The 12334-nt window shown below is 74.2% G+C and carries 12 protein-coding genes and 2 riboswitches; of the genes, 9 read left to right on the forward strand and 3 right to left on the reverse strand.

What is annotated here, in order from left to right; translation table 11 throughout:
- Positions 1-69 precede the first annotated feature (69 nt).
- The 5 genes from RSE42_RS03030 to RSE42_RS03050 all read left to right on the forward strand — a co-directional run bounded on the left by RSE42_RS03030 (position 70) and on the right by RSE42_RS03050 (position 6458).
- On the forward strand, positions 70-390 hold the full coding sequence (locus RSE42_RS03030; protein ID WP_171467412.1) for a contact-dependent growth inhibition system immunity protein: 321 nt from the start codon (positions 70-72) through the stop codon (positions 388-390).
- Positions 391-756: 366 nt separating this feature from the next.
- Positions 757-870, forward strand: a riboswitch (SAM riboswitch).
- A gap of 105 nt (positions 871-975) precedes the next feature.
- Positions 976-2604, forward strand: coding sequence for an ABC transporter substrate-binding protein (locus RSE42_RS03035; protein ID WP_114553322.1), 1629 nt, complete (start codon positions 976-978; stop codon positions 2602-2604).
- Between the two features lie 70 nt (positions 2605-2674).
- On the forward strand, positions 2675-3628 hold the full coding sequence (locus tag RSE42_RS03040) for an ABC transporter permease (RefSeq protein ID WP_061268331.1): 954 nt from the start codon (positions 2675-2677) through the stop codon (positions 3626-3628).
- Complete coding sequence (locus RSE42_RS03045; protein WP_415297846.1) at positions 3625-4671, forward strand: ABC transporter permease; 1047 nt, start codon at positions 3625-3627, stop codon at positions 4669-4671. Before RSE42_RS03040 ends, RSE42_RS03045 begins: the two co-directional genes overlap by 4 nt.
- Positions 4668-6458, forward strand: coding sequence for a dipeptide ABC transporter ATP-binding protein (locus RSE42_RS03050; RefSeq protein ID WP_415297847.1), 1791 nt, complete (start codon positions 4668-4670; stop codon positions 6456-6458). Before RSE42_RS03045 ends, RSE42_RS03050 begins: the two co-directional genes overlap by 4 nt.
- 76 nt (positions 6459-6534) lie before the next feature.
- Here RSE42_RS03050 and RSE42_RS03055 read toward each other — a convergent pair whose 3' ends face one another.
- Positions 6535-7020, reverse strand: a complete 486-nt coding sequence (locus RSE42_RS03055) for a Dps family protein (protein ID WP_051028364.1) — start codon at positions 7018-7020, stop codon at positions 6535-6537.
- A gap of 239 nt (positions 7021-7259) precedes the next feature.
- Between RSE42_RS03055 and RSE42_RS03060 the strand changes: the two genes are divergently transcribed.
- Entirely contained in the window at positions 7260-8285 is a 1026-nt protein-coding gene (locus RSE42_RS03060; protein WP_114554006.1) for an aldo/keto reductase, read from the forward strand.
- A 113-nt stretch (positions 8286-8398) separates the two neighbouring features.
- Positions 8399-8791: a hypothetical protein gene (locus RSE42_RS03065; RefSeq protein ID WP_228074943.1), complete on the forward strand. Its 393-nt coding sequence runs from the start codon at positions 8399-8401 to the stop codon at positions 8789-8791.
- An 85-nt stretch (positions 8792-8876) separates the two neighbouring features.
- On the opposite strand, the gene RSE42_RS03070 is transcribed toward RSE42_RS03065, so the two are convergent.
- Together RSE42_RS03070 and RSE42_RS03075 are read right to left on the reverse strand one after the other, a co-directional pair.
- Positions 8877-9440, reverse strand: coding sequence for a flavin reductase family protein (locus RSE42_RS03070; RefSeq protein WP_043657326.1), 564 nt, complete (start codon positions 9438-9440; stop codon positions 8877-8879).
- Positions 9437-10036 carry an NADPH-dependent FMN reductase gene (locus RSE42_RS03075; RefSeq protein WP_396049415.1) on the reverse strand — a complete coding sequence of 200 codons (600 nt, stop codon included), beginning with the start codon at positions 10034-10036 and terminating at the stop codon, positions 9437-9439. The genes RSE42_RS03070 and RSE42_RS03075 overlap by 4 nt, the downstream gene beginning before the upstream one ends.
- 54 nt (positions 10037-10090) lie before the next feature.
- Positions 10091-10193: riboswitch (SAM riboswitch) on the reverse strand.
- A gap of 226 nt (positions 10194-10419) precedes the next feature.
- Here RSE42_RS03075 and gdhA point away from each other — a divergent pair.
- Positions 10420-11757 (forward strand): NADP-specific glutamate dehydrogenase, encoded by a 1338-nt coding sequence (gdhA, locus tag RSE42_RS03080; protein WP_021482903.1) that lies wholly within the window; start codon positions 10420-10422, stop codon positions 11755-11757.
- Positions 11758-11873: 116 nt separating this feature from the next.
- Positions 11874-12308 (forward strand): VOC family protein, encoded by a 435-nt coding sequence (locus RSE42_RS03085; protein ID WP_415297848.1) that lies wholly within the window; start codon positions 11874-11876, stop codon positions 12306-12308.
- Positions 12309-12334 lie beyond the last annotated feature (26 nt).

A 12334-nucleotide genomic window follows, 5' to 3' on the forward strand; every position in this document is an offset into this window, starting at 1 on the left:
GGTCTCGACGCAGGCTCTCGCACTCACGCCGCCCTTCCTTGACGCGACGACCCCTCCGCGAGGTGCGCCATGACGACCCACTACTCGCTCGACGCGTTCTTCGGCTCGTTCTTCCACCAGGACTGGGAAGAGGACTACGGGAGTCCCGCAGGTGCTCTGGCGCGTTTCCTGGACCTGGTCGGCCCCAGCAGGTACGACGGACTCGTCGACGAGATCGACAGCACCCTGGACCGCTACCGTTCCGACGAGCAGGTCGTCGAGTGGATCAACGGCCGGCTTCATGCCGAGCTCTATCGCGAGGCCGTGGGAATGCCGCTGCGCGACTGGCTCCTCGTGGTCCGGGGAGAAGTGACGGCGAGAATCACCGCATCAGATCTTGACGGTCCCTGAGGAGTTTCGCTCTCTCGGTCTCTCGCGTGCCGGCTACGGTCGGCGGGCCTGATCGCGACGGCTCCGGTGGCGCGTCGTGCTCGGCGTGCCGGCGCACGTCCGGGCGTCGACGACGTCGCTGTCGACGCCCGTGGCGCGCGCTTCGCTGTCGGTGGCGTCGCGGCGGTCCGTGCTGCCGCAGGTCGGGCGCCCGTCCGAGCGCGCCCGGTCCGTGGCGCCACCCCACCTCCCGAGTCGCCCTTCCCGGCGCGGTAACACGCGAGACGGCCGCGACTCGCGTCGTCTCGGCGGAAACAACCGTCCGCCTGGCGGGACGGCCGTCTCGATACTTGACTCAACCAGTCGAGATTGTCTTTCCTGCTCCCAGGTGACGAGCGTCAGCACGTAGGCCCGGCTCGCTGACCAGCAACCCTTCGACGTGACGGGGTGCTCCGGGAACGACCTGACCGCGCCGCTCCCGCGGCGCGGTAAGCACGGCACCCCGGTGGGCACCCCCCGCCGCGCCGGCCCTGGGCCCGCCGCGGACGACCACCGGCGCCGGACGACCGCCGGTCCTCAGCCGGCACACGAGGAGAGCAGCACGACATGATCCCCACACCTCACCGACGCCGGTCCCTGACCGTCGCCGCGGCGGCCGCCGCGACGGGCCTCCTGCTCAGCGCGTGCGCGGGCGGCGGCTCCGGCGCGTCCGACGGCGACGGGTCGCCCAGCCCGTCCGGCGAGCCCGTGGCGGGCGGCGACCTGACGTTCGCCCTCACGGTCGACTCGCACTGCATCGACCCGCAGCAGGTCGGCAACAACGACGCCATCGCGGCGGCCCGCCAGACCGTCGCGTCGCTCACGGCGCAGGACCCGGATTCGGGCGAGATCCTGCCGTGGCTCGCGGAGAGCTGGGAGGTGAACGACGACGCGTCGAGCTACACGTTCCACCTGCGCGACGACGCGACGTACGCCGACGGCACGCCGATCGACGCGGAGTCGGTGAAGACGAACTTCGACGCGATCGTCGCGCTCGGCGCGACGGCGTCGCTCGGGTCGCAGTACCTCGTCGGCTACGAGGGCACGACCGTCACCGACCCGCAGACCCTCACGGTGGACTTCGCGGAGCCGAGCGCGCAGTTCCTCCAGGCGACGTCGACGTTCTCGCTCGGCCTCCTCGCCCCGTCCTCGGCCGACCTGAGCGTCGAGGACCGCTGCGCCGGGAAGTTCGTCGGCTCCGGCCCGTTCTCCGTGAAGTCGTACACGCAGGACCAGGAGATCGTGCTTGAGAAGGTCGCGGGCTACGCGTGGGGCTCGGAGGCGAGCGACCACCAGGGCGAGGCCTACCTCGACACGGTGACGTTCAAGGTCATCCCCGAGGCGAGCGTGCGCAGCGGCAGCCTGCAGTCGGGGCAGATCGACGCCACGGCCGCGATCTCGACCGTCGACCTCCCGCAGTTCGACGGGAACGGGTTCTGGCTCGAGTACCGCGCCAACCCGGGCGTCGTGTTCAACCTCTTCCCCAACGAGTCGAGCCCGCTCGCGGGCGACGAGGCCGTGCGGACGGCGATCCTCCAGGGCATCGACCGCGAGCAGATCGCGGACACCGTGCTCAGCGCGCAGGACGAGCCGGCCACGAGCGTGCTGTCGCACTCGACGCCGCTCTACGAGAGCGTCGCGGACGAGCTCGCCTACGACCCCGAGGGCGCGAAGAAGATCCTCGACGACGCGGGCTGGGTCGAGGGCGCCGACGGCGTGCGCGAGAAGGACGGCCAGAAGCTCTCCACGACCGTGACGTTCTGGCAGGTGCCGGAGCCGCTCGAGCTCGTCCAGCAGCAGCTCGCGCAGATCGGCGTGGACCTCCAGCTCCAGCACGTGACCGTCGCGGAGTCGCAGGCCATCAAGGAGAGCGGCGACTTCGACTTCGACTACTACAACCTCACGCGCTCCGACCCGGACGTGCTGCGCACGATCTTCTCGGCGAACGCGCGCAACATCAACCAGCGCGACGCCGAGGAGGTCGACGACCTGCTCGACGCGTCGGCCGCGGCGACCGACCCGGCCGAGCGGCAGGAGCTCGTCACGGAGGCGTCGCGACTGCTCGTGCAGAAGGGGCACGCGATCCCGGTCTACGAGCTCTCGACGACCATCGCGGCCGCCGACACGGTCCACGGCCTGACGTTCGAGGCGTCGTCGCGCCTCGACTTCTACGACGCCTGGGTCACCCAGGGCTGACCCGCCGGGTCCGCCTGCCCGACGCCGCGGCGTCGGGCAGGCGGGCATCCCCCACGGAAGGAGGCCGACCATGGGCCGGTACGTCCTGCGTCGCGCCGGGCAGGGCCTGTTCGTGCTCTGGGCGGCGTTCACCATCTCGTTCTTCGTCCTCTACCTGCTGCCCAGCGACCCGGCCGCGCTCATGGCGAGCGGCGGTGGCGAGGCGGACCAGGTGGACCCCGCGCTGCTCGACGCCCTGCGCGCCCAGTACGGCCTCGACCGGCCCGTGCTCGTGCAGTACGCCGACGCGCTGTGGCACGCGCTGCGGCTCGACTTCGGGACGTCGTACGCGTCCGGGGCGCCCGCGACGCAGCTCGTGCTCCAGGCGCTCCCGGAGACGCTCCGGCTCACGGCCGCGGCGCTCGTCCTCGCCGTCGTGGCGGGCGCCGGCATCGCGATCGCGAGCACGTTCCCGCGCGCGGCCTGGCTGCGCCACGCGCTCGCGTCGCTCCCTCCGCTCGGCGTCGCCCTGCCGCCGTTCTGGCTGGGCCTCCTCCTGCTGCAGTGGTTCTCCTTCCAGCTCCCGCTGTTCCCCGCGATCGGCAACCAGGGCGCGATCAGCCTCGTGCTGCCGGCGATCACGCTCGCCGTGCCGGCGAGCGCCGCGCTCGCCCAGGTGCTCGCGCGGAGCCTGCGCGGGACGCTCGGCGAGCCGTACGTGGAGACGGCGCGCGCCAAGGGCGCGAGCCGCGCGCGCGTGCACTTCCGTCACGCGCTGCGCAACGCCGCGATCCCCGCGCTGACCGTGCTGGGGGTCGTCGTGGGCGGGCTGCTCGGCGGCACGGTCGTCACCGAGACGGTGTTCTCGCGCGCGGGCCTGGGACGGCTCACGGTGACGTCGGTGGACGCGCAGGACATCCCCGTGGTGCAGGCGGTCGTCGTCCTCTCGGCGCTCGTGTTCGTGGTCGTCACGCTCGTGGTCGACCTGCTCTACCCCCTGCTCGACCCCCGGATCGACGCTCGACAGAAGGCGGTGGCCGCATGAGCACCAGGCCGGGAGTGCGCATCGTGCTCCGGGACGAGGCCCGGGTCGCGGACCGTGCCGCGGTGGCGGACGTGCCGCCGTCGGGCGCGCTCGCCCCCGACGCCCCGCCCGCCGACGCGCCCGAGGGACGCACGCCCGCGGAGATCGAGGTCGAGGACCGCGAGGACGCGCGCGCGATCCTCCGGCACGGCCGCGTGCGGACCCGGGGCACGGCGGGCCGGTGGCGGCGCGGGGCGCGGTACGCCGTGCGGCGTCCCGGGCTGGTCGTCGCGGTGCTCGTCGTCCTGCTCGTCACGGCGTGGGCGGTCGTCCCGCAGCTCTTCACGTCGTACGACCCGCTGACGGGCGTGCCCGCGGACCGGCTGCAGCCGCCGTCGGGCGCGCACCTGTTCGGCACCGACCACCTGGGGCGGGACGTGTACGCGCGCGTCGTCCACGGCGCGTCGGCCTCGCTCGGCGCGACCGTCATCGCGGTCGCGGTCGGGCTCGTCGCCGGGTCGCTGCTCGGCCTGCTCGCGGGATTCTTGCGCGGGTGGGTGGACGACGTCGTCGGCCGGTTCGTCGACGTGCTGCTCGCGATCCCCAGCATCCTGCTCTCGCTCGCGATCATCACGGCGCTCGGGTTCGGGACGGTCAAGGTCGCGATCGCCGTCGGCATCACGAGCGTCGCGACGTTCGCCCGGGTCATGCGGGCCGAGGTCCTGCGCACCTCGACGTCGGTGTACGTCGAGACGGCCCGCGCGTCGGGGGTGCGCTGGTACGGCGTGCTGGGGCGGCACGTGCTGCCTAACTCGACGGGACCGGTGCTCGCGCTCGTCGCGCTCGAGCTCGGCACGGCCGTGCTCGCCATCTCGGCCCTGAGCTTCCTCGGCTACGGGACGCCGCCGCCCGCGCCGGAGTGGGGGTCGCTCGTCTCGGGCGGGCGCGACTACCTGGCCACCGCGTGGTGGCTCACGACCATGCCGGGCCTCGTGATCGTCGCCGTCGTGCTGTCGGCGAACCGCATCGCACGGGCCCTGGAACGGACCGGAGGGGACGCATGACCGCCACGACGCCGACCACCCAGGAGCGTCCCGGCCCGACGTCGGGCGAGGCGCCCGCGCTCGAGATCCGCGGTCTGGAGGTCGCCTACCGCACGCGCGACGGCGGCTCGTACGCCGCCGTCCGCGGCGTCGACCTCGCGGTCGGGGCGGGCGAGGTCGTCGCGCTCGTGGGCGAGTCCGGGTCGGGCAAGAGCACGACGGCGCACGCGGCCCTGCACCTGCTCGCGCGCGGGGGCGAGGTGATGGCAGGGACCATCCGCCTCGGTGGGCGCGACGTCGGGCGGCTCTCCGAGAAGGAGTGGCAGCAGGTGCGGGGCCGCGACGTCGGGCTCGTGCCGCAGGACCCGACGGTGTCGCTCAACCCCGTGACGCGCGTGGGCGACCAGGTCGCGGAGGTGCTCGTCATCCACGGCCTCGCGCGGCGCAAGGAGGCGCGCGAGCGCGCGGTCGAGCTGCTGCGTCAGGCCGGGATCGACGACCCGGAGGCCCGCGCGCGGCAGTACCCGTCACAGCTCTCCGGCGGGATGCGCCAGCGCGTCCTCATCGCGATCGCAGTCGCGGCCCGGCCGCGCCTCGTCGTCGCGGACGAGCCCACGAGCGCGCTCGACGTGACGGTCCAGCGCCGCATCCTCGACCACCTCGACGGACTCGTGCGCGACCTCGGCACCGCCGTCCTGCTCATCACGCACGACCTCGGCGTCGCGGCGGACCGCGCCGACCGCATCGTCGTCTTGGAGCACGGGGTCGTCGTCGAGGAGGGCACGGCCGACCAGGTGCTGCACGACCCCCGCCACCCGTACACCCAGCAGCTCATCGCGGCGGCGCCGAGCCTCGCGAGCTCGCGCCTCGTCGCAGGCGGCACCCCGGAGACGGCGCCGAACGACGGCGTCGTCCCGCGCGCCGACGCGAGCCGCGCCGCGGTCGCGAGCCGCGCCGTCGACCAGGGGATCGCGGTGCCCGACGCCGCCGGCCCGGACACCGCGAGCGCGCCCGTCCTCGCGGTGCGGGACCTGCGCAAGGAGTTCACGCTGCCGCGCGGGTCGGCGCACCGGACGCTCGTCGCGGTGGACGGCGTGAGCCTCGCGGTCGGGCGCGGCGAGACGTACGCGCTCGTGGGGGAGTCCGGCTCCGGCAAGAGCACGACGGCGCGCCTCGCTCTCCGGCTCGAGCGGCCCACCGCGGGCACGGTGGAGTTCGCCGGCGAGGACATCACGACGGCGCGCGGCGAGCGGCTGCGGTCGCTGCGCCGCGGCTTCCAGGTGGTCTACCAGTCCCCGTACGCGTCGCTCGACCCGCGGTTCACCGTCGAGCAGATCGTCACCGAGCCGCTCCGGGCGTACCGGGTCGGGTCGCCGTCCGAGCGGGCTGACCGGGCGCGTGCGCTCGTCGAGGACGTCGCGCTCCCGCCCGACGTGCTCCGCCGAGGACCGCGCGAGCTCTCGGGCGGGCAGCGCCAGCGCGTCGCCATCGCGCGGGCGCTCGCCCTGAACCCGGCGCTCGTCGTGCTCGACGAGCCCGTCTCGGCGCTCGACGTGTCCGTGCAGGCGCAGATCCTCGAGCTGCTCGTGCGGCTCCAGGCCGAGCACGGGCTCGCGTACCTGTTCATCTCGCACGACCTCGCCGTCGTGCGGCAGGTGTCCGACCACGTCGGCGTCATGCACCGCGGGCGCGTCGTCGAGCAGGGGGCGGCCGAGCAGATCCTGCTCGACCCGCAGGAGGAGTACACGCGGGAGCTCGTCGCGGCCATCCCCGGCCGCCGCGCGCACCAGGGGCGCACCGCGAAGTAGAACGGCCCGTCGCGAGGTAGCACACGGCGTGCTCTACCTCGCGACGGGCCGTTCTACCTCGCGGCGGTGGGCCGGGTCAGGCCTCGCGGTTCTCCGAGGAGAGGAACCAGGCCTGCTTCTCCAGGTCCGCGATGATCTCGTGCAGGATGTCGGCGCTCGTCGGGTCCTCGGCGTCCACGTCGTCGTGCACGGCGCGGACGACCTCGACCGTCTGCGCGATGCGCTCGACGACCGCGTCGACGGTGTCGCCGACCGACACGAGGCCGGCCGGGTACGGCGAGAGGTCCGTCGTCGTCGCGACGGTCTCGGTGCGGCCGTCGGGCACGACCTGGAGCGCGCGCATGCGCTCGGCGACGGTGTCGCTGTGCTCGCGCGCGGCGTCCACGACGTCGTCGAGCTGGAGGTGCAGGTCGCGGAACCCGCGGCCCGTGACGTTCCAGTGGGCCTGCTTGCCCTGGACGTGCAGGTCGACGAGCGCGACGAGCACGCGCTGCAGGTGGGCGCGGAGCTTCTCCGACGCCTCGAAGCGGGCCGTCGTGCGGTGGATGGTGGGTGCGGACATGGTGCTCCTCGCTCTCTCGGGGGTCGCCCGGAATCGTGCGGCGGTCACCCGGCTTCCGTCGGTGCCGTTCACTTGAACGATTCCAGACTAGGTCGCATTCCGCGCGCCCGCCAGCAAGGAGAGGCGTGCCTGACCTGCGGCGGGGCTCGTCCCGCGGCACGGCGCGTCACGTCCTCTCGCCAGGTGAGAGGACGGCGTCCGCCCTTGCCCCCGGCGGCGCGCGGTGGTCCGCTGGGGCCATGACCGACACCTCCCGGACCCCCGCCCCCGGCACCCTCCCGTCGCGCACGCTCGGCACCGGCGAGGCGGCGCTCGCCGTCTCCGCCGTCGGGTTCGGCGGCATGTCCGTCACCGACGCCTACGGCCCCGCGGACGCCGCGGAGGCGGAGGCCGTGCTGCGCCGCGCGCTCGAGCTCGGTGTGACGCTCTTCGACACGGCCGACGTCTACGGTCACGGCCGCAACGAGGAGCTGTTCGGCCGGGTCCTCGGGCCGCACCGGGACGAGATCGTCCTCGCGTCGAAGTTCGGGCTCCCGCCCGCGGGCGGCCACCCCGACGGGCGTCCGGTCGACGGCCGCCCCGAGTACGTCCGTGCCGCGGTCGACGCGAGCCTGCGCCGCCTCGGCACCGACCGCCTCGACCTGTACTACCTGCACCGTGTCGACCCCCAGGTGCCGATCGAGGACACGGTCGGCGCGCTCGCCGGCCTCGTGGAGGCCGGGAAGGTCCGCGGCATCGGTCTCTCGGAGCCGTCCGCCGCGACCGTGCGCCGCGCGCACGCCGTGCACCCCGTGACGGCCGTGCAGAGCGAGTACTCGCTGTGGACGCGCGACCCGGAGGACGAGGTGCTGCCGACGCTGCGCGAGCTCGGGGTCGGCTTCGTGCCCTTCTCGCCGCTCGGCCGGGGCATCCTCACCGGGACCGTGGACGCCACCGACGGCTTCGCGGAGGACGACGTGCGCCGCGCCCACGCCCGGTACGCCGGCGAGGCGTTCGAGCACAACCGCGGCCTCGTGCGCTCCCTGGAGCAGCTCGCCGCGGAGCGCGGCGTCACGACGGCGCAGCTCGCGCTCGCGTGGCTCCTCGCGCAGGGCGACGACGTCGTCCCGATCCCGGGGACGAAGCGCGTCGCGTACCTGGAGCAGAACGTCGCGGCGGCCGCGGTCGAGCTCACGCCGGACGACGTCGCGACGATCGGCGCGGCGATCCCGCGCGCGGCCGTCCAGGGCGTGCGGCACCCGCAGCCGGACCTCCTCGACGGCTGACCCGCCGCGCGGGCCGGCGGCGAGGACAGGTGGCCGCCCACCCTGCCTCGCGGGGCCGGGGAGACCTAGACTGGAGAGGTCCTGTGGGTCTCCCCGCGCAGAGGTCGGCTCCGATGTCGTGGCTGCTCATGATCTGGTGCGCGACGGCGTGCACGGCCGCCGCCGCGTGGTGGGTGCTGCGCCGGGCCGGGCGACCTCCGAGCCACCGGGCGGGCGGGCGCCGTCGTGCCGCCGCGGCACCGGACCCGCTCACGACGCTCGCGCTCCAGGTGCGGCTCACCGCGCTCGCCGCGGAGCTCCGGCGCATCGAGGCCGACCCGGACGTCTACGCGCGTGCCCACCACTACCTCGCGGTCCAGGGCGCCTACGACGCGCTGCTGCGCGAGGCCTGCCGGCTCACGGGGCTCCCGGTCGCGGACGCGCCCCTGCGCGCGGGCTTCCGCACCGGCGACGACGAGCGGTTCCGCGAGGAGCTCGAGCTCAGCGCGCGCGGCTGGAGCTGGTGACGGACCACCCGTGAGGGGCGGCACGGGACGGGCGAGGGGCCCGACGGCGGGACCTCCGCCGTCGGGCCCCTCGCCCGTCGTGCGCTCAGAGCGCGGAGTGGTCGCCGATCCGGTGGTAGGTGCGGTCGTGGTAGACGAGCGGCGACGCCGCCGCCTCCCGGGGCGCCCCGGGCGCGGTGCCGACGCTCGACGCGAGCGCGCGCAGCGAGACGAGGTAGGAGTCGCCCACCGGCGTGCGCTGGACGACCCGCCCGCGCACCCACGACAGCGCGCCGTCGATCACGGGCTCGCCCGTCGGCAGGCGCGACCAGCCGCCGTCCGCGAACCGGTCGATGCCGCTCGTCGCGAACCGGGCCGAGACGTCGTCCTGGTGGTCCGCGAGGAAGCTCACGGTCAGCGTGCGCGCGGTCGAGACCGCGGGCCACGACGACGACGTGGACGCGAGCGAGAACGCGAGCAGCGGGGGCGCGGCCGAGACGGAGATGACCGACGTCGCGGTGAAGCCGACGAGGCGGTCGCCGTGCTCGAGCGCGACGACGGCGACGCCCGCGGGGTGGCCGCGGAACACGGCCTTGTACTCGTCGGGGGAGAGCTGGGGCTCGTCCTGCTCGGCCAGGAGGGCCTCCAGGTGGGTGAGCTCGGCGGTCATCGGGCCACCCCCGCGAACGCGTCGGCGACGGCTGCGTCGGTGCGGGCCGACGGGCGGTCCTCCGCCGGGGGGAGCGGTGCCGTGGCGCGGCGCAGGGCGTCGCCCGCGCGCGCGAGCCACGCGTCCACCACCGGTCCCAGGTCCGCGAGCTGCGGCTCGGTGACCGTGAGCGACCGGGTCGGGACGACGGCGCCGAGCTCGACGAGCACGGGCCGCAGGTGCACCTCCCCGACGAGCGCGTGCGCCGGGTTCCCGGACACGACGAGCGGGACCACGACGACGCCCGCGAGCCCGTCGGGGCCGTAGAGGTCGAGGAAGGCCTTCAGCAGCCCGGTGTAGGACGCCTTGTAGACCGGCGTCGCCACGACGGCGACGGTCGCCCGGGCGAGCTGCTCACGGGCGGCGTCGGCCGCCGGATGGTCGGCGGCGAGCACCTCGCCGGCGAGCGACGCCAGGTCGACCGTGGCGACGTCGTCCGCGCCGAGGAGGTCGGCGACGCGGCGCGCGACCGTCTCGGCGGCGCCGAGCGTGCGCGAGCCGGGCCGCGGGTTGCCCGAGACGGCGAGCACCGTCGGGTGGGTGGGGTGGTGGGTCATGTGCACCTCGCAGTAGTCGTCGATCACGCTTGCCGTGCGGGCCGTCCTCGCCGGTGGCGGGGCAGGCCGGGCCCGGCCTGGTCATCTCCCGGAGCACCCCGCCGTGACAGGGGGTTGCCAGCCAGCGAGCCGGGGCTTGGCGCTGGCGCTCGTGACCTGGGGACGGGTATAGCAACCGCCCCGAGAAACTGCACCGGATCGGTAGGGTTTCTCAGTGGGTGGACGGATGTGTCGTCGTCGGTGACTCCTGTGCCGCCCCGTGCGGTCGCTCCTGCGCTGCGGCCGCCCGTGCCGGTGCGCGCGGAGTGAGACGGTGTGACGGGAGCTTCTGGCACAGGCGTACCGTCAGCAGGAGTTCCGCCCGCGTCAGACGAGGAGTACCCATGGACAGCCGACTGCAGTCCGTCTACGACGAGGTCCTGCGTCGCAACCCCGGCGAGGCCGAGTTCCACCAGGCCGTGCGCGAGGTCTTCGACTCGCTCGGCCCCGTGCTGCGCAAGCACCCGCGCTACGTCGAGGCCGCCGTCCTCGAGCGCGTGTGCGAGCCGGAGCGCCAGATCATCTTCCGGGTCCCGTGGGTGGACGACACCGGGCGCGTGCAGATCAACCGCGGCTTCCGCGTGGAGTTCAACTCGGCGCTCGGCCCGTACAAGGGCGGCCTGCGGTTCCACCCGTCGGTCTACCTCGGCATCGTGAAGTTCCTCGGCTTCGAGCAGATCTTCAAGAACTCGCTCACGGGCATGCCCATCGGCGGCGGCAAGGGCGGCTCCGACTTCGACCCGCGCGGGCGGTCCGACGGCGAGGTCATGCGGTTCTGCCAGTCGTTCATGACGGAGCTCTACCGGCACATCGGCGAGAACACGGACGTCCCCGCGGGCGACATCGGCGTGGGCGGCCGCGAGATCGGCTACCTCTTCGGGCAGTACAAGCGCATCACCAACCGGTACGAGTCCGGCGTCCTCACGGGCAAGGGCATCTCGTGGGGCGGCTCGCTCGTCCGCACGGAGGCCACGGGCTACGGCACGGTCCTCTTCGCGCAGAACATGCTGGAGACGCGCGGGCAGGAGCTCGACGGGCGCCGCGTCGTCGTCTCGGGCTCGGGCAACGTCGCGATCTACGCGACGGCCAAGGCGCAGCAGCTCGGCGCGAACGTGGTCGCGTTCTCCGACTCGTCGGGCTACGTCGTCGACGAGGCCGGGGTCGACCTCGAGCTCCTGCGCCAGATCAAGGAGGTCGAGCGCGGGCGCGTCGCCGACTACGCCGCGCGCCGTCCCGGGGCCCGCGTCGTCACCGACGGGTCCATCTGGGACGTGCCGTGCGACGTCGCGCTCCCGTGCGCGACGCAGAACGAGCTCGACGAGGCGGCGGCCAAGCAGCTCGTCGCGAACGGCGTCGTCGCGGTCGCGGAGGGCGCCAACATGCCCACGACGCCGAGCGCCGTCGCGCTGCTCCAGGAGGCGGGCGTCCTCTTCGCGCCGGGCAAGGCCGCCAACGCGGGCGGCGTCGCGACGTCGGCCCTCGAGATGCAGCAGAACGCGTCGCGCGACGCGTGGTCCTTCGAGTACACCGAGGACCGCCTCGCGCAGATCATGGCGGGCATCCACGACCGCTGCGTCGAGACGGCCGACGAGTACGGCACGCCCGGCAACTACGTGCTCGGCGCCAACATCGCGGGCTTCACCAAGGTCGCCGACGCGATCCTCGCGCTCGGCGTCATCTGACCCGAGCCGCACGACGACGGCCGTCGGTGCCCCGCGCGGAGCGGTGGCATCGGCGGCCGTCGTGCGCCCGTGAAAAGCCCTCCGGCCGAGAAGGGTCGGGCGCCTAGGGTGGCCGGATGGCGGCGGTCAGGCAGGTCCAGGTCACGTTCGACTGCGCGCAGCCACGGCGCGTCGCCCGGTTCTGGTGCGAGGTGCTGGGCTACGTCCCGGCGCCGCCCCCGGAGGGCTTCAGCACCTGGGACGACGCCGAGGCCTCCCTCCCGGCCACAGAGCGGGACGAGTGGTCCGCGTGCAGCGACCCCACCGGGGCCGGTCCGCGCCTGTACTTCCAGCGTGTCCCCGAGGGCAAGGTCGTCAAGAACCGCGTGCACCTCGACGTGCGTGCCGGCACCGGGCTCGTGGGTGCCGAGCGTCTCGCCGCGCTCGAGGCCGAGCGCGACCGGCTCGTCGCGCTCGGCGCGACGTGCGTGCGCGTGATGGTCGCCGACGAGGAGAACGAGTCCTGCATCGTCATGCAGGACGTCGAGGGCAACGAGTTCTGCCTGGACTGACCGCCGGGCCGACCCGCGGACCGCTC

Origin of the sequence: Cellulosimicrobium sp. SJTW-1, from assembly GCF_047716875.1 — a bacterium.
In the GTDB taxonomy this organism is placed as follows: domain Bacteria; phylum Actinomycetota; class Actinomycetes; order Actinomycetales; family Cellulomonadaceae; genus Cellulosimicrobium; species Cellulosimicrobium funkei.

Coding starts and splice junctions, on each gene's coding strand:
- RSE42_RS03030 (WP_171467412.1), top strand. CDS start 70: ATGACGACCCACTACTCGCTCGACGCGTTCTTCGGCTCGTTCTTCCAC.
- RSE42_RS03035 (WP_114553322.1), top strand. CDS start 976: ATGATCCCCACACCTCACCGACGCCGGTCCCTGACCGTCGCCGCGGCG.
- RSE42_RS03040 (WP_061268331.1), top strand. CDS start 2,675: ATGGGCCGGTACGTCCTGCGTCGCGCCGGGCAGGGCCTGTTCGTGCTC.
- RSE42_RS03045 (WP_415297846.1), top strand. CDS start 3,625: ATGAGCACCAGGCCGGGAGTGCGCATCGTGCTCCGGGACGAGGCCCGG.
- RSE42_RS03050 (WP_415297847.1), top strand. CDS start 4,668: ATGACCGCCACGACGCCGACCACCCAGGAGCGTCCCGGCCCGACGTCG.
- RSE42_RS03055 (WP_051028364.1), bottom strand. CDS start 7,020: ATGTCCGCACCCACCATCCACCGCACGACGGCCCGCTTCGAGGCGTCG.
- RSE42_RS03060 (WP_114554006.1), top strand. CDS start 7,260: ATGACCGACACCTCCCGGACCCCCGCCCCCGGCACCCTCCCGTCGCGC.
- RSE42_RS03065 (WP_228074943.1), top strand. CDS start 8,399: ATGTCGTGGCTGCTCATGATCTGGTGCGCGACGGCGTGCACGGCCGCC.
- RSE42_RS03070 (WP_043657326.1), bottom strand. CDS start 9,440: ATGACCGCCGAGCTCACCCACCTGGAGGCCCTCCTGGCCGAGCAGGAC.
- RSE42_RS03075 (WP_396049415.1), bottom strand. CDS start 10,036: ATGACCCACCACCCCACCCACCCGACGGTGCTCGCCGTCTCGGGCAAC.
- gdhA (WP_021482903.1), top strand. CDS start 10,420: ATGGACAGCCGACTGCAGTCCGTCTACGACGAGGTCCTGCGTCGCAAC.
- RSE42_RS03085 (WP_415297848.1), top strand. CDS start 11,874: ATGGCGGCGGTCAGGCAGGTCCAGGTCACGTTCGACTGCGCGCAGCCA.